We start from the raw sequence: 22,902 nt of genomic DNA, 5'->3' as shown, positions 1-22,902 counted from the left end.
GGCCGCGACGTCCGTGCGTACTCAAGTGTGGTTAGCCTCGCGGTGCGGAACTGGCCAGGAGGACCTGGAGGTTGAGGTCAGTGTCCGCGACGAATCTGCCACCTTCATCGCCCCATGCAACATGGCGCTGGCTCGAAAACGACTTCCGTTCCTTGGTACGGCCGGTGCGGCTCCCTTGGCGTACACGGTCGGGGGCCGCCTCAACACGGCACAGGCGGCCAGGGCGAGCACGGCGGCCAAGCGGTGGCGCCGCTCCGCCCGGAAGATGCGTCGGGCACCTCGGCAAGCCGCTCCAGCTGCCCCGGCAGCTATTCGTAGTGGCGCAGGTTCAAGCTGAACCGGTGGTAGAGCCACGGGCAGTGGGAGATGACCTCCGGCGAGAAGCGGAAGCCCCGATACGCCGACATGTACACGAGGCACCCCTCCAGCGATCCGACCAGACAGATGATCATCACACCGGAGAGGGCTCCCGCTCAACCTGACAACGCCCGTCGCAGCCCTATCTCACTTCTTCATCGGCGGGTTGTATTCCCAGTGCCATGGTTCACCTTTAGCTGGAGTTCCTGGAATTGCCTTGTATTCATAGAAGCCAAACCTTTCCGCATTTCGCAGCATCCACTGGTATGCGGCGGTCGTCTTGTGCTGAGGGAGGTACTCGGAATCGGTTGGGTATCCGTTGTTGAAATCGAGTGCCCTGCCAGAGTGGTGCGCACTTCCCCCCGGCTTCGCCACCCACAGTCTTGCCGTGGCCTCGTCGCCATACTTCTTCAGCGCCTCCGCCCACTTGGCCTCTTGGATGCCCGAGTCTCGCGGGCGGTAGCCGTCACCCGGCACGAGGTAGGGAGCCGGAATTCCATCCGCTCGTGCGGATGCCACCAGCTTCTGCCACTGCTCTGCCACAAGCTTGTGAAGGTAGACGCCCGTCCCGGGATACTTGACCAGGTCCGCCGGGTCGGGGCTGCTCTTGTCCTGTATGCGGCCACCTCCTGGACTTTCCATAGCAGGCGGGACTTCGTCACTGGCCGCTGAGCCAAAAATGTTCGGGGGGGCCAGCGGCGAGAGAGACAACGTCATACCCCCCAGAAGATCTATGGATGACCGCCACTCGATCTGGAAGGTGATCGGTGCGAGGACGAATTCCGCGGTACTTCCCTCGCCAGCCGCCGAAGTGAAGGAATCTTCCGTTGACTGCGTGGGCTCCTCCGGGGCCGCGACTGCGAGATTCCCGATGCAGGCGTAGCACTGGGCGAGGGGTGGCGTGGATGCCGACACATCTGGAGTCTCAATTTCCGGGATCTCGATGTCCGGGATTTCGAAGCCCGGCCCGTTGCCGCTCTCCCCGAGGCTGGGGTCGTAGCCGGTGGGGTCGGTGCTGTTGAGGGGGTTGTTGTTGACGTAGCTGTAGGGGTTCCACCGCTGGCCGAACAGCGGGTTGCCGTTGACGGGGTCGGGGGTGGTGAACCTGCGGGTGGCGGGGTCGTAGAGGCGGCCCTTCATGTTGATCAGGCCGAGGTCGGAGTCGTGCTCGTGCCCGGTGAATCCGCGCCTGACACCGCCGGTCGGGCCGGTGGTGGGTGCGCCGTCCGCTTCGGTGGTGTGCCCGAAGGGCTCGTAGAAGGTGGTGCTCACTTGCCCGCCCGGGGCGATGACGGCGGAGGTGCTGCCGAGGGCGTCGGGCTGGGTGTAGGTGACCTGCGGCTTGCTCCCCGCGGCGTAGGCGATCTCGGCGACGGGTCCGTCGGGCCCGCTGACGTGGTAGATGTGGCTTGCCTTGTCGCCCTTCTGACGCTTTTCGTAGATGCCGCCGATGTAGGTGGTGGTGTGGGTGCCGTCGGACTTGGAGAAGCGGCTTCCGTCGGCGTCGTAGGTGAACCTCCACTTGGTGTCGCCGGCGGTGATGGTGGAGGGCAGGAGGTTCAGGGAGCGGTAGCTCCAGGTCCGTCCGGCGCCCGTCTTCTGGCGGCCGAGAGCGTCGTAGGTGTAGGCGCCGACTCGGGTGGGGCCGGCGTAGCCGGTGACGGCGTCGGGGTGGGAGGGGTCGGTGTAGCTGTTGGCCTCGACGATGTCGCCATTGATGGAGACCTGGGTGAGGTCGCCGCCGATGGTGTAGCCGTAGCGGACGGTGCGGCCGCCGACGTCGGCAGAGGTGGCGTCGTCGGTGTGGGTGGCCAGGGTCCAGTCGGTGAGCCGGGCCATGGGGTCGTAGGTGAAGCTCTCCTTGCGGTGGTTGCGGTCGTCGACGCGGGTCTTGGTGAGTCCGTTGCCGTAGTAGGTGTAGTGCAGGTCCATGACCGGGGTGTCTTCACCGCGGGTGACGGTGATGCTCTTGAGGCGGCCGCTGCCGGGTTCGTAGGCGCGTTCGACGTCGGCCTCGTCGCCGAAGGTGTCCTGTTGGCCGAGGGTGCCGTGTTCCAAAGCCAGGTCGTCGGTACGGGACTTGACCGTCCACAGGTTTCTGAGGACTGGGACGGGCGTTCCGCCCGGTGTGGCGTCGGCGATCGACGTCAGATGCCCGTAGGGGTTGTAGGTGTTCTTGATCGTGAGTCGTCGGCCGTCCTCGGCCGCGGGGTAGACGAGGGTCGCCGTCTTGCCGGTGTCGGGGGTGTAGGTCTGGTCGACGCTGTAGACAGTCCCGGCCGGGTCGGTGTAGTCGGTTCCGGCCACCCGGCTGTAGGAGTCGTATCGGTAGGCGGTGGTGACGTCATCGGGGCTGGTGGTGCTGGCGAGCTTGCCGATGCCGTGCGGGCTGCTGTCCCATTCCCAGGTGGTGGTGGCAGCGGTGTCCGCGCCGTGGTTGGCGTAGTCGACCACGGCGGTCTTACGGCCCAGGTCGTCGTAGGTGTAGGTGCGTCCGATGCCGCCGTCCTCGGAGCGGGACTGGCGGGTGGGGTCGCCGAAGCCGTTGTAGGCGACGCCGGTGGTTCCGGTGTTGGGTTCGGTGACGCGGGTGGCCCGGCCCAGGGTGTCGAACTCTCTGACGGTGACCCGGTTGCCGGGTGCGGTGACCTTCTCCTGGACGTCGAACGGCTCGTACTGGTAGGCCGTGGGCACGTCCTTGCCGTCGTGGCCCTTGATGTTCACGCTGGAGACGGTGCGCCCGTCCAGGTCCGTGGTGATGCGGCGTTCGTTGTTCTCCGCGTCGAAGGTGCGTGTCTCGAAGAAGGTGTGGGTGTTGCGGACGGTTCTCCCGTCCGGGCCCGTGGTGGTCAGCAGCCGGTCCAGGGAGTCGCGGACGTTCTTGGTCCACTTCGACGGGGACTGGTTCGCCGGGTGGGGCCTCGAGACCAGCTCGACGCGGCCGAGCCTGTCGTAGAGGGTGTCCGTTTGCAGCAGGGCGCCGTCGAAGCCCTGGTTCAGGGTGGCGACCGTGCGGCCCAGCGCGTCGGTGACGATCCGGCTCTTCTCCTGTCCGCGCTCGGTCGTGGTCTCCACACCGCTGACACCCTGGTAGCTGTCGGAGTGGGCGGCGTACGAGGTGGCCACGGGCGTCTGTCCGGCGGGCCGGCTGCGGACGACACGTCCCAGGTCGTCGTAGTGGGTCGAGGTCTCCACGCCGTTGGCGTCCATCTCCGCCAACGGCACGCCGAAGCCGGGATGGGTGATGGTCCAGGTGCTGGGCCGGTACTCGGCCTTGTCGTGCGAGGACCACACCTGGGACGGGTAGATCTTCTCATCCGGGCCCAGAAGCGGCGCGTACTCGTGGTGCGTCGACCGGGCCGGAGCGCCGGGGGACTCGTCCTTGACGTGCCGCACTTCGCCCTGGTCGCCATAGGTGGTGGTGGTGGTGCGGCGGACCCCGGGGTCGGGGTTGCCCCTCTCCACCCACGTCGTGGTCGGCCGGCCCGCGTCGTCGTAGTCGTGCTCGACGGTACGGGTGGTGCGATGGGGCTTGTCCGGGGTGTCGTCGGCCTCGATCCGGGTGGTAGCGGTCTTCGTGGGCAGACCCAGCAGCCAGTCGCCGACCCGGGTTTCGTAGTCGGTGGCCATCTCCTCGGTCACCCCGCGCTTGGAGGCCTCGGCGTTCTCGGTCCTGCGCTGGCTCTTGCGGACGTTCCCCCACCCGTCGGTGTCGCTCGCGTAGTAGGTCACCCGGGCAAAGTCGTGGGCAGCCGGCAGCCAACTCACGTCGTAGATGTGGGTGCGGGGAGCGGGACTGCGTTCATCGTCCAGGTTCCAGTCGATCGTGACCGGCTGCTCCCACTCCTCGACCTTCTTGTTGTACTTCTTGCTGCCGGATTCTCCGTCCAGCGCGCTGTCGGCCGGGTGCGTCCAGTAGGTCTTGCCGCCCGAGTTGTTGACGGCGTACGTGAAGGTGGTCCGGGTCACGCGGGCGTTCGCCTCACCCGGATTCTTTATCTTCCGATCACCGTCCAGGATCGGCGTGGCCGTGGTGACCGTGCGCGGCACCTGGGCGAACGGGTAGTACTTTCCACTCACACGCGTGAGGTTGTCGTACTCGGTCACCGTCTCCGAAGGGCGCTGGGAATCCCACACACGCACACTGCCGAATCCCAGGAACCCGCGGCCGCGGAGATCCAGCATCGGGTTCTCGTACGAGTACTCCATGACCCGCGTCTTCGACGCATCCAGCTCCGCGCTCGCCGGATGCAACCAGTGCGCGCGGGACTCGACCTTCCGCGCGAACATCATCCCGCGTTGACGCAACGGCACCGTCGGGTAGGCGCCGGGCGCCGCGTTCACGGCACGTGGCTGACTGGACCACTCCGTGGCGTAGGTGATCTTCTCCCGAGGCCAGGAGCTGTGCTCGTCGGACACCTCGGTCAGCAGATCCACCGCCTGGCCGCCGTTGGTGAGCACGTCCAGGCCGCCATCGTCGTAGGTGACGATATCGGTCCAGCCGTCGCCGTCGAAATCCCCGAGCTGGGAAAGCCTCCAGCCGCGGAAGGACGTGGCAGCATCGGTCAACTGCTTGCGAGCGCCCGTCGCGTACAGAATCGTGATGCCCGCATAGTTCTCCCCCCACGGATTGGACTCGGTCTTGCCGTGGAAGATGACGAAATCGTCCCGGCCGTCGCGGTCCATGTCCGCGACGCGCACCCCCATGTCTCGTTCTGGCCCCCAGCGGGCTTGCGGGAATTCGGGAAGCACGGAAAGGCGTACAGCCGGCCCGAAACCTGCACCTGTGCTGTAGCGGACGCGTATCTCGCTTACTCCATCTTCGTCCGTCCAGTGAACCGACGCCGCGTCCAGCAGGCCGTCGCCGTTGACATCGCCCCACACGAGCGTGTCAGGGGCTGTCGCGAGAGGGGTGGAGTCGGGAAGCGGAGTGGCGGGCACCGGGTATCGCTTGCCCGCGGGGTCGTTGCGGATCGATCCGTCGTCTCTCAGCCCGACGACCCGCGTTCCGTCGTTGATGTCGATCCGCCCGTCCCCATCCACGTCCACGAAGGACAGGCGCTTATTGCTCCCCTGGAGTGGAAGGACTCGAGAACTGGAGAATTTCGTCCCCTCGTTGATCTGGAATCTCCACGTCCGCGAATGGTCCTCGTCGGCCTTGCTCCAGATCATATCGGGGAGCCCATCACCGTTGAGGTCCCCGAAGTCGACGGAATCGGCTTTCGGGAGGCTGAACTTATCGAAACCCTTAACCGAGGAAGCCGGCTTGCGGAACAGCATGTCCCACTGAACGAGGTCGAAGGTCCCGTTGATTTCATCCTCGGACGCACGCCTTCGGACAACAAACTCGATCTGCCCGTCAGCGTTGAGGTCCACCGGTCGGCTTGACGCCATGTCATATTCAACGTCGGCTGCGTTTCCGAAGCCGGAGACCATAGGCCATGCCATGCTGGACACAGGGCTCACCGAGCCGGTTTCAGCCTTTTCTCCCCACTTGAAGGTAAGTTCTTCTTTCCCAAACCACGCCGCCCTGCCGTCGGAGAAGGCCAGGTCGTCCGCACCGTCACCTGACATGTCAACGGGTCTCACCATGGGCTGGAAGGGGAGGTCGTCCGTCCCGTCGGGAAAGAACTCGTCCACGACCTTCTCCACCTTGAAGGGGGCGGACTCCTGGTCGCTGTAGCTGAACTTCTTCTTCCACAGGCAGCCGCCGCGGTGGCCGCACTTCTGGACGGAGGACAGGCGGCTGTGCTTGGACCACTGGCCGGTCTCGTAGTCGAGGCGGTAGCTCCACAGCAGTTGCGTGGTGTCGGGATTGGGTCCGTGCATCTCGACGGCTGCCAGGCGCTTGTGCAGGTGCTGGCGTACGCCGGATTGCCAGGCGAAGCCCTTGTCGTCCGGGCGATCTTCGTACTGGAACTTCACGTACCGCCGACGGGTGTTCCCCTGGGGGGTGGAGTAGCGGATCTCGTCGGGGAGGAGTTGCAGGCTGAGGTCGTCGGCGACGCTGTCGAAGGGGGCTTTGTCGTAGGTGTAGGTGTAGTCGATGCTGTTGCCGGAGCGGTCGCTCTCGCGGGTCAGCAGCCATGCCGGTCGTACGGTCGTGGCTGTGGCGGTGTGGTAGGCGTCCTTGTCGGCGGACATGCGTGCGGCGGTCTGCATCCGGTATTCGCGGATCCGTCCGTCGCGGGTCCACACCTGGAACCAGCGGGGTCCGGAGTCGTCGCTGTCATGGGAGACCACCTTGGTGAAGGTCTCCTTCTCGGTCCGGTACTCGGTGCCGGAGGCCCCGTAGTCGCCGTTGACGGCCATGAGTTTCTGGCCGTCCAGGCAGAAGCGGTCGGCGTCCCAGTCGGTGCCGTCCTTGTCCTGGAAGTGGACGCCGGTCTGCTTGCCCTCGGTGGAGAACTTCCTGCCGCAGCGGTTGATGCTCGACAGGCCGCTGATCGACCAGCCCTTGCCGAGCAGGCCGTTGCCGCTGCGGCTGGAGTACGTCAGCTTCAGGGTCGGAGTCGTCTTGCCAGGGCCGTCCGGGACGGTGAGCGGCACCGTGTAGGTCGCCTCGCCCGTGGGCGAGACCTCCAACTCGCCCGGAAGATATCCGGCTGGATCGGCCGGCTGGAAGGTCTTCGTCTTGTAGCCGAAGTTCCTCGGCGGCGCAGGAGGGGTGTCTCCCCCGGCCGCGGCCCAACTCGTGGCAGGCGCCAGCTGGATCGAGGTGACCAGGGCGGCGAAGGAGGCGATCAGAGCGACCGTGATCCGTCCTCGTCGCCTTCCCCGCCTTGCCGCGGGTGAAGGGGACCCGGCGCGCGGGGTGTGCGATGCCGGGCTCCCCCCTTGAGGGGGTGGCGCGGGTCTGTGAGACGACATATGCGTCCTTTCAGAGGGCGATGACCGCGAGTTGGATGCGACGGTGGTCGCAGGACGTGCGCGAGGGTCCGACTGGGGTGGGAAGAGGATCCGTCGGGAACGGAGCAGATGCGGGCGCGGGCTCCGATGCCCCTGGCCTGCAAGGAAGCCTCTTCATCGGCTGTGCGTGGGTCCGTGAGGCCGTGTCGGCCTCGTCCCGCCCGTCCGTTGGGCAGGGGTCCGGGGGGAAGAGGCGAGGTGCGTCAGGAGCAGACCTGGGCGATGCGGCGGGCATCCCGTTCCGCTAGGGGAGCGAGTTGGGATACCTCCCTGGAAGCGGCGACCGGGTCGGAGGCGTCGATGGAAACACTGCGCCAGGCTGCCGACATCTCCCGCAGGGCGGGCTTGGTCTCATCCTCCGCGGTGTCAGCCAGGCGGCCGAGTGTGCTGCCCAAGTCGTGGCTCGCCGCGGCAAGAGCACCGGGGCTGGTGGCGTCCGCGACCTCGGCCTGGTAGCGGGCGAAGGCCGCGGCGGCGGACCCGCACTCGGGGGGCGCGCTGCAGGCTGCCGTCGCCGGCAGAAGGCAGGCGACGGCAACGAGGGTACGGATGCCGGGTGAGGATCGGTTCACGTGCGCACTACCTTGCGGATCGTTCGGGTGGCGGGTGGCCCGACCTCCTTGAGATGGGTGGGCCTCTTGAGAACCTACGGAGCAGACCGGTCGAGGCGCTATCCGAGAACGTGCGCTCGACTGTCGCTTTGTGGATAGACGGCGGCCGGTAGAGACGTGTACGTGGCACGCCTTCCGGCTCGCTGGCGGGGTCGGCACCGGCCCCACGGTGGGATCGGTTCCTGATCTCGTCGTCCCGGGCTGGACAAGGTCACGACGACGGGCTCGGTGCGCGGCCCGGGGGGCCTGGCGTACGACGGTCGGGCCGCCTGCGGCACCCATCTCCCTGACGGTACGTCAGTCTGCAGGGGCGGTGGAGATGGCCATCGGCTCCCCTGCGAGGGACAAGCCCCGAGACCGCCCCGGCAAGGATCGCTGGTGCACCGCTTGGCCGGACGCGATCCTCATGAGCCATCGACCCGCCGCAGTCGACCGCATGCGCGGGTCCGTCCGGCCGCGGCCAGTGCGGTGGTCACCGCCAAGGCGGTAGCAGCCAGATCCACTCGCCTGGGACGTCGAGGTAGACCAGAGCAGCCGTGGTAGCGAGACCCACGCCCCCAGAGGCCATCCACGCCATCTTCGCGGTCCGGTGCGGGGTGTCGCAGGGGACGGGATGGCGGAGGCGGCACCACCCGGCCGTTACCGCCCAGCACACCGTACCGACCAGCACGAACCCGAACCCGGCGAGGAACAGCGGTTTATCCACGGGAGAAGCCTCGGTCCGCTGGACGGCGGCCCCGTGCCGCACCGACACGACCTCGCCGCGCCAGAACTCCCCCAGCACCTGGTCGCCCACCCGAAGATGACGGAAGACGGGCCCGGCGCTGTCGAACCCCGCCCGACCGCCGGTCCCGTCGGCACCGGCCAAACGCACAGAACGCACCATGTCCTTCCCCCGCCTACGCTCATGCCGCTCGGTCACCGTGTACCGCGCGGTGCGGACACAGTCACCATCGGCCCACGCGGCACCCTGCTCGCAGGCCGTGGCACTCCGGTAGCGACTGAGGTCGTCCACCGCACCGGCGGTTCTGACCAGCACCACAAACGCAGCGGACAACGCACAGCACGCGGCCAGGAACATCCATGTCCCCAGGACGCGCGTACGCAGTACCGACCTGCGGGACGTGCGGCCGCTGTCGGCCCGAATCACCACGCCATCCACCCGGTGGACCCCGTCGGCGACTTATCACACCGCGGGACGCCGGACCGATCCGGGTGCGGACCATCGCCGGGGACTTCCCCTGTGGTGAGTTCAGCGCAGCACACCAGAACCTCCCATCCGCAAAAGCAACGTCGATTCCTCCATCGCCGACCAGACCCCCGACACGCCTCGGTGGACGGCACACACGCCCTGACTCCGCCCACGTGTGAACACGCGGGTCTCCCGCGGTCGGCGGTGCCGCCGGTGTCGTGGCGAGGAGGGGGCGTGACGGTTCGACACGGCGGCGGCCATCCGGTCCGGCTACTCAGGGCGCAGGGGCGCTCCGGCCGTAAGGCCCAGGCGGGCCTGTTCCTCCTCGACGATCCGGCGCGCCATCTCGGCGTCCGATGCGTCGACCGCGTCCGGGGTGGCCTCCGCCACAGCGCTGCGGCGGACATACGCGTCGAACAGGCGCGTCTTCCTCTCGAGCATCTCGCGCACGCGTTCGTCCACCCCGCCGGTGGCGAGGAGGCGGTGCACCTGTACCGGCCTGACCTGGCCCATGCGGTGGGCACGGGCCACCGCCTGGTGCTCGATGGTCGGCTTGATCTGGGGTTCGCAGATGATGACGACGGAGGCTGCCTGCATGTTGAGACCGACACCGGCCGCCTGGATCTGCGCCAGCAGCACCGCGGGACCCGAGGCTGCCGCGAAGTCGTCGACGAGCCGCTGCCGCTGTCCAGCCGGGACGCTTCCGGTCAGCGGGCCGAACACCGCCGGGCCGTCGGGGAGCTGGTCGGCGAGCGCCTGTTTCACCACGCCCAGCACGTCCTTGAAGTGGGAGAAGACCACCGTCTTCTGTCCGTTCTCCCGGGCCTCCTGCACGATCTCTTGGAGCCGTCCCAGCTTGGCCGACTTCTCGGGACGCATGTATGCGGCCCTGCGCATCGCCATGAAATTGCCGGCGTGCACGGCTTCGAAGTAGGCGTCCTCGTCCGAGGCGCTCAACTCCTCCCACTCATCCGTCTGCTGGAGGCTGGGGAGCTCCCTCAGCACATCCTTCTGGTTGCGTCGCAGGTAGACCGGGGCGACCGCCTTGCGGAAGGCAGCGGATGTGGCCAATGCGTCCCACTCGTCCATGGACTCGGCGAGGCCGGGGTCGAGCATCCGGACCAGGTTGCGGAACTCGGCGACCCGGTTCTCCATCGGGGTACCGGTCATGAAGAGGGCACGGTCGCAGCGCTCCGCCCATTGGGCGACCGCCTGGGACCGCAGGGCCTTCGGGTTCTTCACACAGTGCGCCTCGTCGACCACGAGCATCCCGACTTCTCCGCCGCCCGGGGCAGGGAACCCGCGCAGCGCTTCGAAGGTGGTCACCGCGACCCCGCCGCGTCCCTTCCAGTCGGCGAACGCGAGGTGCCGGTCGGGGCCGTGGAGAAGCGCGGCGCGCAAGGTGCTGCGGGCTTCGATCTCCCGCGTCCAGTTCACCAGCACGCTCGCCGGGCAGACGACCATGAAGTGGCTCTGCCCCTCGGCAGCCAGGTGCGTCAGCGCGGCTATCGCCTGGATGGTCTTGCCGAGACCCATCTCGTCACCGAGGACCACCTTGCGCTGAGCGAGGGCGAAGCGCGCACCGAACGCCTGGTAGCCGCGCAGGGAGACCCGCCGGTGAGAGTCGTCGAGGCGCTGGGTCCGTACCCGCTCGGCGATCTCGTCCGGGACGAAGCCCTCGGAGGCGGCCGAGTCAGTCACCCGCCCGGAGATCCCCGCCAGCAGGCCGTAGTACTCGGCGGAGCGGAGTTCGAAGTCGACCCAGGCCGCGACGTCGCTCGAAGGTCCCCGCAGCAGATCCACCGACGCCTGGGCGAACAGCCCGGGCACCCCGGCCTGATCCGCCTCGTCCAGCAGCGACCGGATCTCCGCGACGGCCGCCAGCGCCCGGGCCCTCTTGTCCTGGCCCGCGAGCAGTGTCCGGAACCGTCCGGCGACCAGCTGAGCGTCAGCCAGCAACGGACCCAGTCGCGCCGAGAGGACGGCGGCCCTGTCGACCGCGCGCCGGGCGTCCGGGCCGGCCTCCACCAGCACGTGCAGGGCTGTGACCAGGGCGGTGGTCCGCGGCTCCGGCCGGTCCACGTCGATGTGGACGGCGACGCTCTCGTGCGCGGCGTCGGCCAGTCTTCGAGCGGCGGCGAGGAGCTGGTCGACCGTGACCTGCCCGACACCGGGTATCTGCCGCAACCGGTACGGCCCCGCCTGAAGTACACGGCCTACCGTGCGCAGTCCGCTCCTCTCCACGATGCCCAGGCGCAGCCGCGCTTCGGTGGCTTCCTGCAGTCGGGCGACGGGGATGGCCTCGAGCTCCCGTCGCACCTCGGCGTCATGGATCGGCTTCAGAGCCTCCCGTACCGCCCCGACCGCCCTGTCATGGTCGCCGGCCACTGCCCGCGCCGCCTCATACAGTCGCGCTCCCTTCGCGAGCGTCTCCCGCTCCCCACGCCCCACGCGTCCCCCTCTTCCGCCCACCCTCCACCACCGGCAAGGGCCAACAACACTCGCCAGCCAGGTCGAAGCGGCACCGCCGACCTGGGGAACACGACTACCACGATGGCTGCCCGACCGGCTACGTCGCAGGCCACATGGGCTCTCGCCGGGCAGACCCCGACCGCGCAGGCCCCCTTGGTCCCTGTCGGCTGCCCGGCACAGAGCTCTGGTTGTCGCCTCGCAGCCTGGGGTCAGAGCAGTCCAGGGGCGTACCAGGCCGCGAAAACCGATCCCATCGCAAGAGCGAGTGATGCGACGAGAACTCGTTGGCGAGGAAGAGGCGGCTTACGCAGCGTCTCCGTCGACGCCGATGAAATCCGGGCAGCTGCTGCACGTTCCGCCCAGGCGAACGAGGGTCGAGAAGCAACTCGAATCCGCCAGAGGTGCTTGGGGTCGTAGCGCACGACAATTATTTGACCCTTCTTAAAGGTGTCGAGGTCCAGCAAGTCAACGATGGCCTTGCAGCCCGCGCGAAAGGCAGGGTGATCGCCATCAGGCGCAACAGCGACTTCGAGCCGGAGTGTCACATTAGGCCCTTCGCTGAGCGCGTGTGACGATTCGACCTTTGCGAGGGAGAGCTTCATCGACCCCTGCCGGGAAGCCGAGCAAATAGCGCACGGTACGCGATTACCGCAGTCCACGGCAAGAGGTTTACGGCTATTACGCTTGACGCGAGAGCCTTGCTTCCGCTAGCTCCACCGCCACCCCCCCATGAAGGAGTCCTGAAATAAGCGCCGCAATTTCTCCTCCCAGACAGGCGTACGATATCGCCACTACTAGAATCCACACGATCGCCTGCCGCACAGTCTGAACTTGCAGCAACGACCTCGCGAGTGCTCGCTGATGCTCTTTGAAAGGCGACCATCATGAACCTCGGCATTGCCTGGTATCGTCAAATTTTCCATTCAGCCACTTCCTTCTGCGTGCGAAAGTTATTTCAGTCTTCCGTGAGGCACAGATCCTGGATAGGATTCCATTTCGAGAGCTTGGCTGCCGCCTGGTGGGCGGTTTCCGATGTCAGGTGGGACTCACCCGGATCTGTGGATGTGAGGATGATGCTGTGATTGTGTTCCGCTGCCGTCATTGCCGATCTCACGTGAGTCGGGCTGTGCGAGAGGTCGCCCTGCCCGATCCGAACGACGCGCCGATGCCTTTCCGCATGCCCGAAGGGCAGGAATGCCCCCCTCGCCTGGCCCCGGGCACGTATGCGGTCGAGCCGGAGACCCCTTTGAGTAAGTACGGGGTGCTGGGCATCGATATGTCCTGGGTTGTCCCTGCCGCGTTCGTCCTGTGCCCCGGAGACGCGCGAGGTCTGGAACCGGTTCTCGGCAAGGGGCGACGCTCGGGCTGTTGCGGGCCGGCTGGACTGGACGGCCCGAATCTGGCATGCGAACGGTGCCATGCGGAGCTCGGCACCGAGATGGCGGACTGCTGCACGTATCAGCAGATAGCTCTGCTTGCCGATGCGGTGGAACGTGCAGACGCAGACCCGGACGAGACGAGCGCGTAACCGCTGTCGGGTTGCCGACCCCACCACGGCTGGCCACTGCGTACTCTGCCGGTTCCTGCCGCACTTCCGGCGCCGGCCAGGACTCGGCCAACTAAGCGATCACGACGAACGCGGTCGGGGTGTCCGCCTCTGAGCGTCTGGGAGGGCGTGTGGCCGTAGACGCTCTTGTAGAACGCCGCAAAGCGGCCCAGGTGGGTGAATCCCCAGCGCAGGGCCACCAGTGTGACGTCTCCGGCCGCGTGGCCGCCGGCGATGGCAAGCAGGTCCTGGTGAGCGTGATCCAGTCGAACGCGGCGCAGGTGCTGCAACGGCGTCGTCCGCAGTTGTGTACGGAATTGCCGTTGGAGGGTCGAAAGGGGCACCCGAGCGGCCAGAGCGATGTCGGCCACCGAGATCGGCTCGTGGGCGTGCTCCTCGCAGTAGGCCACGGCCCGGCGCAGTGCGCTGGGCGTGGCCCGGTGCAGCAGCCGGGTCTGCGATGCGAGCTTGCGGGTGAGGGTGTGTTTCTGCGTATCGACCAAGGCGTGGACCAGTGTCTGCTCGAAGCTGCCGGCTGCCAGGGGAGAGCGGTGGAGCAGGCCGCTTTCCGCGGCGTGGGCCATCGCGCGCAAGATGGCGAGAACGGGCTCTGCCCCATGGTGCACTTCGGTGGCGAATCGCACCGATACGGGAGGGGCGTCGCCAAGACGCAGACGCAGCGCCTGCTGAACGGCGGACGCGTCGATGATCGCGAACAGGATGGCGCTGCCGGCGCTGTTGTCGAACCGTACGGACTGTTCCGGGCCGACCAGATGGGCGGGAGTCCGGACGGTGTGGCCGTTCACTTCGGCGCTGATGCGTCCTGCGGTGGCCATGCGTAGGCCGAAGACGGGCAGGTCTATGGGCCAGACCTCCGTGGCAGCACTGCATGTGACATCGAGCAGGGACACGGCGCCCCGGTGCAGCCTCCTCAGTACCGCCGACCGCGGTCCCGGGCCGGTGCGCATGCGGTTGGGGCCGAGGTGGAGGTTCGTGGCCTGGTGGAAGGCTTCGAGGTCGTCACCCCGGTAGAGGACCTCGTTGCCCCGGGGTGGGGTTGTGTGGATGGACATGGCACTCCGAGTAGCGCAGCTTGCTGGTGGGAACTGGATCACTCCGGGTCTTTGGGGGAACTGATCCCTGGTGGCGCGGCGAAGGGTTGTTTCCGCAGTGCCCTCTCTCGCACTCGGCCCGCCCGGGAACCGGCGCCACGCCATCCCCGAGCAGTCGCTCGTCTCACGTGTGCGTGGGCACCGAGCTCTTGGCGGCGTGCTCGACCGCCGCGGCCGCCAGCGCCCGGATGATCGGGTGGACCCGGGTTCCGTCGCCCGCGAGCTCGGGCTGGAACAGGGTCGCGAGGAAGAACGGGTGGCCCGGCAGTTCGGCGATACGCACGTCACCTGCGTCATCGGCGCCGCTGAAGCGCAGACCGTGCGCGCGCAACGCATCCAGATGGGGCGTGCCGAGTCCGTACGAGCAGTGGTACCGCTCCAGGGTCCGCTCGGCTCCCAGGACACGCTCCGCCAGTGATCCCGCCTCTACCGTGACCGCTCCCTCGTGACCGACCAGGGAGCACGCCAGAGGAACGATCAGCAAGTCCTCGGCCTCCGGCTGGTTCTCCGCATGTTCAAGGCCGACGAGCCCGCAAACGTCACGCGCGAACTCCAGGACCGCGTGCTGGAAACCACCGCAGGTACCCAGAAACGGGATCCCCGCCTCACGGGCGGTGCGGACGGCCGCGATCGCCCCGGCTTCGCTGTCGTACGGGCTGCCCGGCACCAGCCAGACGGCATCGAACCCGGCGAGGGAGCCACCGGATTCCGCTTCCCGGGTCGGAATCCAGTAGGCGTCCAGGGCGAGCTGGTCGCGCTGGACCAGTGCGTCGAGGAGTTCAGGGATACGGGCGTGGGCTCGCACGCCGGGCGAACGGTCGCCCACCAGGGCGAGACGGGCTGTCCAGAAGTTCCCGGGTTGAGGCATGCGCACATCCTGCCCCAGTCATCGAGTTCAGCACCAACGATTAAGATTCATGGTTCGATAAGCAATACTGATGGACATGGATCCGCACCTCCTCCGCACCTTCGTGGCCGTGGCGCGCTGCGGTTCCTTCTCCGAGGCGGCTCGTGAGCTCGGCTACACCCAGTCGGCCGTGTCCCAGCACATCGCCGCGCTCGAGAACGACCTCGGAACACTCCTGCTGCAACGGCGTCCGGTCTCTCCGACGGTCGCAGGCATCCGGCCACTGGAGCACGCCGGGCCGCTGCTGCTGCGACTGGACGCCGCCCGCGCGGACATCGCGCGTCTGACTGCGGCACCAGCCACCCGCATCACCCTCGGTGTCTCACCGCCGGCCATGACGTCACGGCTCACCCTCCCTCTCGCCGGCATCCGCCGGACGCAGCCCCTCCTGGAGGTGGCACTGCGGGTGCTTGGCCGCGAAGCCGTCACCCACGAACTCGCGACCGGCACCCTGGACCTCGGCCTGATCGACGGCATGGCCGCCCCCAACGACCCGCAGCCCGCGCGACTCCGTCCCATCCTGCCTTCACCTGCGTCTCTCGCCACAATCTCGGCGATTTGACAGGAGTTGACCGAGCCGTGGTGCGCGCCGGGTGAGGCGGAGCTGTACGAACGGCACGGACACCGGCGCTTGAGGGCAGCGGGAGCCGGTCTTCACCGGCCACGTTGTGCTTGCCTTGCCCCGTTACCCGCGCACCAACCTGCCGCGTGAAGCACTGTCGGAGCTGTGCGACGTCGGGCTCGATCGTCAGCGATGCGATCGCGGAGTCAGGCCTCTGCTCACCCGACGCGGCTGAGCCCGGCCCGATCGGCCGGCGACTGCGAACCCCGGCCGATGTCTTCGTGCACGCCGCCGCCGACGGTGTCGTGCTGCGGATCGACGACATGGACCGTGGGGCGAGTACTTCCCGGAAGCGATCGCCGTCCCAGTCGTACGCCTTCAAGCCACTGGTCGCGGCCCGAGGGGGACGGTTACTCGCCGCCGGGTGTACGCGGATGATCCAAGCGGGAGAGCCAGTTGGTGAGCAGCGTTTCAAGCGACTTGGCCTCGGCAGGCGTCAGCAGATCCAGCAGGTAACGTTCGTTACGCATGTGGTCGGTGAAAGCTCGGTCGATCAGTTCGCGTCCGGGGCTGGTGAGGGCGACGATCCGACCGCGTTGGTCGCCGTCGGAATGGCGGCGGGTGACGAGTCCGGCTCGCTCCAGGCGGTCGATTCTCTTCGTCATCGCACCGGTGGTGACAATGGTGTGCACGGCGAGCTCGCCCGGCGCCCGCTCATAGGGCTCACCGGCGCGGCGGAGGGCGCACAGAACGTCGAACTCTCCCTCACCGAGACCGTAGCGGCCATAGACGAGACAGAGTTCCTCGGTGAGCCGGTCGGCCAGGCGGTGCAGTCGGCCGATCACTCCCTGCGGGCTGACGTCGACGTCGGGTCGCTCGCGGCGCCAGTCAGCCTGGATACGGGCCACGCGGTCCAGCGGTTCACCTTGCTCCATGCGCCTCATAATAGCTTCCCGGGAAGTTATATTAGCTTCCATGGAAGCTAATATACGGTGGGTGGCACTGACCGCAGTCGCGCCGACGGCCTGGGGGACCAACTACTTCGTCACCCACGAGTTCCTGCCGGCTGACCGCCCGCTCTACGGGGCTGCCCTTCGGGCGCTGCCCGCAGGCCTGGTCCTTCTGGCGTTGCGCAGGCAGCGGCCCCGCGGCGGGTGGTGGTGGCGGTCCGCGGTGCTCGGGCTGCTCAACATGAGCGTGTTCTTCGTCCTCGTCTATGCCGCCTCCCAGTCGCTCCCGACGAGCGTCGCCTCGACCGTCATGGCGGTGTCCCCACTGACAATGATGCTCATCGCCTGGCCCCTGGTGTCCGAGCGACCTCGGACCGCTCACCTGGCCGGCGCCACGATCGGACTCGGCGGGGTCTGCCTCATGCTGCTCACCGGCGTGGAACGGGTGAGCGTGCCGGGAGTCCTCGCCTCGGCCGCCGCCGTGCTGGTGTCGTCGTTCGGCCACATTCTGACCAAACGGTGGGGTGCCGGCGCTGATGTTCTCGCCTCGACCGCCTGGCAACTCACCGCCGGAGGCCTGCTCCTCCTCCCGGTCGCCGCAGCCGTGGAGGGCTCTCCGCCCGCGCTCTCCACGCCTACGCTCCTCGCGTTCGGCTACGTTGCCCTGATCGCCACCGCGCTGGCCTTCGCGGCCTGGTTCACCGGGCTGCGGCACCTGCCCGCGGGGACAGTCGGACTGATCGGGCTGCTCAACCCCGTTACCGGTGTGCTGCTCGGCACAGCGGTCGCAGGAGAGGTACTGACCGTTCAGCAACTGTGCGGGCTGTTTCTGGTCCTGACCGGAGTCGTCCTCGGCCGGCCCAAGCGCGCGGGCAACTCCGGTGCCGGAGATGATCTCGCGGTCCGGCGTGAGGTGGCAGATTGAGGAGGACAACCGCGAGGCGAAGCAGCTGCTCGTCCGGATGCTCGCCACTTCCTCCGACGCGAACATCCGCCTCCTCGTATGCGTCCGCCCGGAACTCACCGAGGAACAACGCCTCCACATCGACTACCGCGTCTCCCCGGAAGACCGTCTCTCCCCACTTGCCTGGGTACTCGAGGAAGGCCGACACGATACCGATCTCCTGCGTCGCTGCGCGAACTCCGCACACCCGTGGCTCCGTCGCAGCGCAGCGGCTTGCCCTGCGCTTCCAAACGACCTCGTCGGTCAGCTCGCCCGCGACAATGACTTCGCCGTACGCCTCCTGCTGGCGGAGAACCACCCCGACGCCCCCGCCGATCTCCTTCTCGATCTCTACCTGACCAGCTCCCACCGCGCCGTAGACCTGCTCGTCCGGCACCCCAACTTCCCCACTCACGACCTCGCCGCCCGCTTCGCCCAAGCCCTCGATCCCGTCTATCGACGCCTGGCCTTTCTGGACCCGGGCCTCGATCCGCAAGCCCTGGACGCCCTCAGCCGACACCCGCACACCAGGGAACAGGCAGCCGCGGACCCCCGGCTCCCCCTGCCTCGTCTCCGGCAGATGCTCGCCGACCCCGACACAAGCTACGCAGCGGCGGCCAACCCCTCCCTCCCCGCCGCGGATATGTACCGCTTGCTCGATGATGCCGGAGTGTCCCGCTGGGGGCCGTCGATGAATTAGTGAGGCGACCCGGAAGCCGGCCAGGGCACTGACCACGCGGGCGCGGTGGCCCATGCGGCGTTCGAGTTGCTGGGGGCTCCGGTCCAGGAGCCGGATGGTGTAGGTCGTCGAACGGCCGGCGGCATAGGCCAGCATGTAGCCGGCGAAGAGGCCGCCGCGTCGAGGCTGTTGGTGTTGCCGCCGTTCGAGCAGCAACAGCAGTGCCATCGCGCCCACGTCCCACAGTGACTTGTACGGAGACGTCGGGTGGTACAGCGCGATGCTTGGGCTGCCGGCGGGCCGGTTCGCGATGTTGACGTGCGCCGCCCACGTCGGCCATGTGTCCGTGGCCAGCTCTATGGCGGCGTACCTGCTACTCGTTCATGTGTACGCAGATAGACGGGAGTTGTACGCTGCAAAGGTGGAGGGGGACACGTATCGCTTTGGGGAGTACGAGCTGGACACGGCTCGGCATCAGCTCCGGCTGGCCGGCGAACCGGTGCACGTAGAGCCCCGGGCCCTTGACCTGCTGCGACATCTGGTCGAGCATCGTGACCGCGTGGTGCCGAAGAATGAGCTGCTCGACGCGGTGTGGGGAGACCGCTTCGTCAGCGAGGCCGCGCTCACCACGGCGCTGCGGACCGCGCGGTTGGCCGTGGATGACACCGGCAGCCGACAGCAGGCGATCCGCACGGTGCACCGGCGGGGTTACCAGTTCGTGGCTGCGGCGACGGTCCTCGGGGCGGGGGTGCCACCCGACGGACCCGGCGGTGACGCCGGTGTGCAGCCGGCGGCGGGCGGTGGGCCGCTCGGCGCCGATCGTCAGACCATCCGGTTCTGCCGGGCCGGTGACGGAACGCGCATCGCCTATGCCGCCGTCGGCTCGGGCCCGCCCCTGCTCAAGGCGGCCAACTGGATGTCCCATCTCGACCTGGAGTGGACGACTCCGGTGTGGTCGCACTGGCTGAGAGGGCTCGCCCGCAACCACCGGCTGATCCGCTACGACGAGCGCGGGTGCGGTCTGTCCGACTGGGTGGTTCCGCGCTTCACGTTCGAGGACTGGGTCGACGATCTGGAGACCGTGGTCGAGGCCGTGGGGCTCGACAGGTTCCCTCTGCTCGGGGTGTCGCAGGGCGGTGCGGTGGCGGTGGCCTATGCCGTGCGCCATCCGGAGCGGGTCAGCCGGCTGATCCTCGCCGGGGCCTACGCCCGGGGACGGCAGGTCCGGGCCCGAAGCGAGACCGAGGGCGCCGAGGCGGCCCTCGACCTGGATGTGGCCAGGGTGGGATGGATCCACCAGGACCCCAGATTCCTTAGGGTCTTCGCCTCCCAGTTCCTGCCCGACGGCACGCCGGAGGACTGGGACCGGTTCAGCGCTTTCCAGCGGCAGACGACCTCGCCGTCCAACGGGGTGCGCTTCCTTGAGGAGTTCGCCGGGATCGACGTGTCCGACATCGCCCACAGGGTGGCCTGTCCGACGCTGATCCTCCACTCCCGGGACGACGAGCGGGTGCCGGCCTCGCAGGCCAATGAGCTGGCCGCGCTCATTCCCGACAGTCGGCTGGTCCTGCTCAAGAGCCGCAGTCACCTGCTCACCGCGTTCGAACCGGCCTGGGACGAGTTCCTGTCACACATCGACGCCTTCCTGACCGAGTGAGCCGCGTGGCCTCGGAAATCCGGCAGCCGAGGCCACGCCGGGCCTCTGCCAGCACCGGACGGCCGTGACCGCGTCATCAGCCATTCGGGTCGACGAAGGCGGTCCTGGCGACCGGGCGTGCGGGGCAGGCCCGGGTTGCCCCCAGAACTGCTCGGCCTGATTCCCCGGGCGGGCCCCGCGCCGGCCCACGTGCGGGCTGCTCGAACTCCGGCCGTCTGCTGTTGTCGGTGCTCAGGGGCGCGGCCTGCAGCGCGCAAAGCGAACATCCCAGCAGCCGCACCTACTCCGCTGGCGTCCGGTTCGCCGGACGTGGTGCTCGCACGCGCCCGTCAACCCGGCTCGCCCACTGAGAGAAGCACCCTCAGCCCGTCCTCAGCCCGCCCTCAGGCGAGCCTCAGACCTCCACCAAGCCTTGGCCCCCCTGCGGGCCCGATGCTTGAGCGGTGCCGGGCCGAGGAGCAGTCGTGAAGGCAGCCCCCCAGCCCGGCGCTCACCTCAGACACGGGACAACGCGAGAGAGAAGGACAGAAGATGCGACTCGACAACACCAGGACGTCCGGTCAGGCCCGGACTCGCCGGGGGCTGGCGCTGCTGATCGCGACGGGGGCGGGGCTGGGCTCCCTGCTGCTGGGAACGGTTCCCGCGCACGCCAACGCCACCACCAAGCACGTTGCGGCGGACGGGATGTCGGTCCAGTTCAAGACGAGCGACAGCAGCAAGAACGTGCGGGGCGACATCACCTTCACCGTGAACGCGGACGGCAACTGGAGGATCGACGCCGACGCGACCAACCCGCGGCCCGCGGGCCGCAACGTCCACTGGGTCTGTGACCTGTCGTGGGACGCGGCGGACGTGAGGCACTCGACCGGCACGAAGTGGGTGCCCCGCAAGTCGACCCGCACCCTCACCGCGGCCGCGTACGACCCCTTCGTCCAGGCGGACTTCGCCACCATCGCCGCCCGCGGGACGGCCGACTGCGACATCGTCATCGGCTAGTACTCCAGCTGTAGATCGTGATCTTGCTGGGGGCGTGATCGAGAGCCTCAGCTGGCCGATGTGCGTGTTGTGCTGAGGGGTCTGGGGCGTTGGGCCAGTCTTGAGCCCGTCGGGACCGTAGCAGTGGGCCCGCGCCCCAGGTGTCGGTGGCTGCACGTACGGTCTGCGCATGACTGATCAGTGGTGGGTGGGCGTGCGTCAGCGGCTCGTGGTGGCGGGTGCAGGGCCTTCCGGCAGCAGGGTGTTTGGGGCATTGGGGCACAGGTGGAGAGGACTTCGACGACATCGAGGACTTCGACGACGCCATCGAGGCTTGGGACGAGCGGTGGGAGGCCATCATGTTCGCCCCGGAGCGCACCGCCGGCGCCATCGTGATCTCCCACCTGGGCTGCGCCCAGAGAGAATGGCTGATCATCAACGGCAGCCACCGTGGCACGATCTGGTCCGATTGCCGGGTGGACGACGTCGACCTCGCCCCGCTGCTCGACGACGACGGTACGCCGGTGACGTTCGCCCGCTGGTACACCGACTGGCTGGAGAAAGCCGAGCGCACAGCCCTGTCGGCACCGTAGGCCCATCGGCCTGTGCTGTTGAGCGTTACGGTGAAACGGGCTAAGCAGGGCCCTCAGCCAAGGTGGGCCGGTGTGGAGACGGGTGCGGCCACCGTTGATCATCGTGACTTGTGTGGAGTAACGATGAGACGGTGGCCGCAGGTCACAGCATAGATCCCGTCCGTTGGCGGGATGCGTTCGAGGTGGCCATGGGCCGGATCGCGGGCCGGTTCGTCCGGGTCGAACCACGGATGCGGGCCGGGCGGTTGGTGCTGGGCCTGCTGGCGGACCTGCCGCGCAAGAACTGCTGGACGATCGCGGAGTGGGCCGGGGAGACCAGCCCGCACGGCATGCAGCATCTGCTGTGCCGAGCCGTTTGGGATGCCGACGGCATCCGTGACGACGTGCGCGAATACGTCGTCGAGCACCTCTATGACGAGGCCGCGGTCCTGGTTGTCGACGAGACCGGCGACGTGAAGAAGGGCACCCACACGGTCGGGGTCCAGCGCCAGTACACCGGCACCGCCGGCCGGATCGAGAACTCCCAGGTCGCGGTCTACCTCGTCTACGCCGGGACGCGCGGGCACGCGGCGGTCGACCGGGAGCTGTACATCCCGCGCTCCTGGACGTGCGACCCGGACCGCTGCCGGGCAGCCGGACTCGGCCAGGACACCGTCTTCGCGACCAAGCCGGAACTGGCCCGCACGATGATCGAACGATTCCTGGACGCCGGACACCACGTCGGCTGGGTCACCGGGGACGAGGTCTACGGCGGCAACCCAAGACTCCGTACGGCTCTGGAGGAACGCGGCATCGGCTATGTCCTCGCGGTGGCCTGCTCGGCCGAAGTGCCCACCGGCGCAGGCAAGTTCCGCGCCGATGCCCTGGCGGCGAAGGTGCCGAAGCGGGCCTGGCAGAAGCTCTCGGCCGGACACGGCGCGAAGGGGCAGCGATTCTACGACTGGGCCGTCATCGACCTCGCCGAGGCAGCCCCGGGCCACCACCAGCTGCTGATCCGCCGCAACCGCAGCACCGGTGAACTCGCCTACTACCGCTGTCACTCCACCACGCCGGCATCCCTGGCCACCCTGGTCAAGGTCGCAGGTTCCAGATGGCGGGTGGAGGAGACCTTCCAAACAGAGAAGGGACTGGCCGGGCTGGATGAGCACCAGGTCCGCCGCTACCCCTCGTGGGCCCGCTGGGTCACCCTCGCGATGCTGGCCCACGCCTTCCTCGCCGTCGTCCGCGCCGACGAACACGCACACCGACCCACGCCGGACGACCTGATCCCGCTGTCCTGCAACGAGATCTGCCGCCTGTTCATCGCGCTCGTCGTCCGGCCCGTCCTCGACGCGGCCCACCGGCTTGCCTGGTCCGACTGGCGCCGCCGCCACCAGGCACGATCACGCACCAGTCACTACCGGCGGCAAGCCGCATCCCAGACATGAAGATCACGAT

Annotated in this window: 15 protein-coding genes and 1 pseudogene; 7 read left to right on the top strand and 9 right to left on the bottom strand. The window is 68.0% G+C overall.

Annotated features, from left to right (window positions below; all coding sequences use genetic code 11):
- Nucleotides 1–308 precede the first annotated feature (308 nt).
- From V1460_RS21540 to V1460_RS21510, 7 genes are all read right to left on the bottom strand, one after another.
- Entirely contained in the window at nt 309–455 is a 147-nt protein-coding gene (locus V1460_RS21540; protein WP_338675278.1) for a hypothetical protein, read from the bottom strand.
- Nucleotides 456–504: 49 nt separating this feature from the next.
- Nucleotides 505–7,227: an RHS repeat-associated core domain-containing protein gene (locus V1460_RS21535; protein ID WP_338675277.1), complete on the bottom strand. Its 6,723-nt coding sequence runs from the start codon at nt 7,225–7,227 to the stop codon at nt 505–507.
- Nucleotides 7,228–7,469: 242 nt separating this feature from the next.
- Nucleotides 7,470–7,838: a hypothetical protein gene (locus V1460_RS21530; RefSeq protein WP_338675276.1), complete on the bottom strand. Its 369-nt coding sequence runs from the start codon at nt 7,836–7,838 to the stop codon at nt 7,470–7,472.
- 511 nt (nt 7,839–8,349) lie between these two features.
- A complete protein-coding gene (locus V1460_RS21525; RefSeq protein WP_338675275.1) occupies nt 8,350–9,030 on the bottom strand; it encodes a hypothetical protein in 681 nt (226 codons plus the stop codon).
- Between the two features lie 309 nt (nt 9,031–9,339).
- Nucleotides 9,340–11,520, bottom strand: a complete 2,181-nt coding sequence (locus V1460_RS21520; protein ID WP_338675274.1) for a DEAD/DEAH box helicase — start codon at nt 11,518–11,520, stop codon at nt 9,340–9,342.
- Between the two features lie 1,479 nt (nt 11,521–12,999).
- The gene (locus V1460_RS21515) at nt 13,000–14,160 is read right to left on the bottom strand and encodes an AraC family transcriptional regulator (protein WP_338675273.1); all 1,161 of its coding nucleotides are present in this window, start codon (nt 14,158–14,160) and stop codon (nt 13,000–13,002) included.
- A gap of 163 nt (nt 14,161–14,323) precedes the next feature.
- On the bottom strand, nt 14,324–15,067 hold the full coding sequence (locus tag V1460_RS21510) for a glutamine amidotransferase-related protein (RefSeq protein ID WP_338675272.1): 744 nt from the start codon (nt 15,065–15,067) through the stop codon (nt 14,324–14,326).
- A gap of 76 nt (nt 15,068–15,143) precedes the next feature.
- Between V1460_RS21510 and V1460_RS21505 the strand changes: the two genes are divergently transcribed.
- Nucleotides 15,144–15,668 (top strand): LysR family transcriptional regulator, encoded by a 525-nt coding sequence (locus tag V1460_RS21505; RefSeq protein WP_407077504.1) that lies wholly within the window; start codon nt 15,144–15,146, stop codon nt 15,666–15,668.
- A 410-nt stretch (nt 15,669–16,078) separates the two neighbouring features.
- On the opposite strand, the gene V1460_RS21500 is transcribed toward V1460_RS21505, so the two are convergent.
- Nucleotides 16,079–16,603, bottom strand: a complete 525-nt coding sequence (locus V1460_RS21500; protein WP_338675271.1) for a MarR family transcriptional regulator — start codon at nt 16,601–16,603, stop codon at nt 16,079–16,081.
- 52 nt (nt 16,604–16,655) lie between these two features.
- Here V1460_RS21500 and V1460_RS21495 point away from each other — a divergent pair, with 52 nt between their 5' ends.
- The gene (locus tag V1460_RS21495; RefSeq protein WP_338678139.1) at nt 16,656–17,543 is read left to right on the top strand and encodes an EamA family transporter; all 888 of its coding nucleotides are present in this window, start codon (nt 16,656–16,658) and stop codon (nt 17,541–17,543) included.
- The gene (locus tag V1460_RS21490) at nt 17,527–18,261 is read left to right on the top strand and encodes a hypothetical protein (RefSeq protein WP_338675270.1); all 735 of its coding nucleotides are present in this window, start codon (nt 17,527–17,529) and stop codon (nt 18,259–18,261) included. The genes V1460_RS21495 and V1460_RS21490 overlap by 17 nt, the downstream gene beginning before the upstream one ends.
- Before the next feature lie 75 nt (nt 18,262–18,336).
- On the opposite strand, the pseudogene V1460_RS36475 reads toward V1460_RS21490, so the two are convergent.
- Nucleotides 18,337–18,468: pseudogene (locus V1460_RS36475) on the bottom strand (prolipoprotein diacylglyceryl transferase); the annotation flags it as partial.
- 193 nt (nt 18,469–18,661) lie between these two features.
- Between V1460_RS36475 and V1460_RS21480 the strand changes: the two are divergent.
- The 4 genes from V1460_RS21480 to V1460_RS21465 all read left to right on the top strand — a co-directional run bounded on the left by V1460_RS21480 (nt 18,662) and on the right by V1460_RS21465 (nt 22,892).
- Nucleotides 18,662–19,897, top strand: a complete 1,236-nt coding sequence (locus tag V1460_RS21480) for an alpha/beta fold hydrolase (protein WP_338675269.1) — start codon at nt 18,662–18,664, stop codon at nt 19,895–19,897.
- Between the two features lie 531 nt (nt 19,898–20,428).
- Nucleotides 20,429–20,893: a hypothetical protein gene (locus V1460_RS21475; protein WP_338675268.1), complete on the top strand. Its 465-nt coding sequence runs from the start codon at nt 20,429–20,431 to the stop codon at nt 20,891–20,893.
- Between the two features lie 245 nt (nt 20,894–21,138).
- On the top strand, nt 21,139–21,465 hold the full coding sequence (locus V1460_RS21470; protein ID WP_338673492.1) for a hypothetical protein: 327 nt from the start codon (nt 21,139–21,141) through the stop codon (nt 21,463–21,465).
- Between the two features lie 188 nt (nt 21,466–21,653).
- A complete protein-coding gene (locus V1460_RS21465; protein ID WP_338675267.1) occupies nt 21,654–22,892 on the top strand; it encodes an IS701 family transposase in 1,239 nt (412 codons plus the stop codon).
- The last annotated feature ends 10 nt before the right edge of the window (nt 22,893–22,902 follow it).

The sequence above is a fragment of the Streptomyces sp. SCSIO 30461 genome (genome assembly GCF_037023745.1).
Lineage (GTDB): Bacteria > Actinomycetota > Actinomycetes > Streptomycetales > Streptomycetaceae > Streptomyces.
This window is presented reverse-complemented; position numbering and strand designations above follow the sequence as displayed.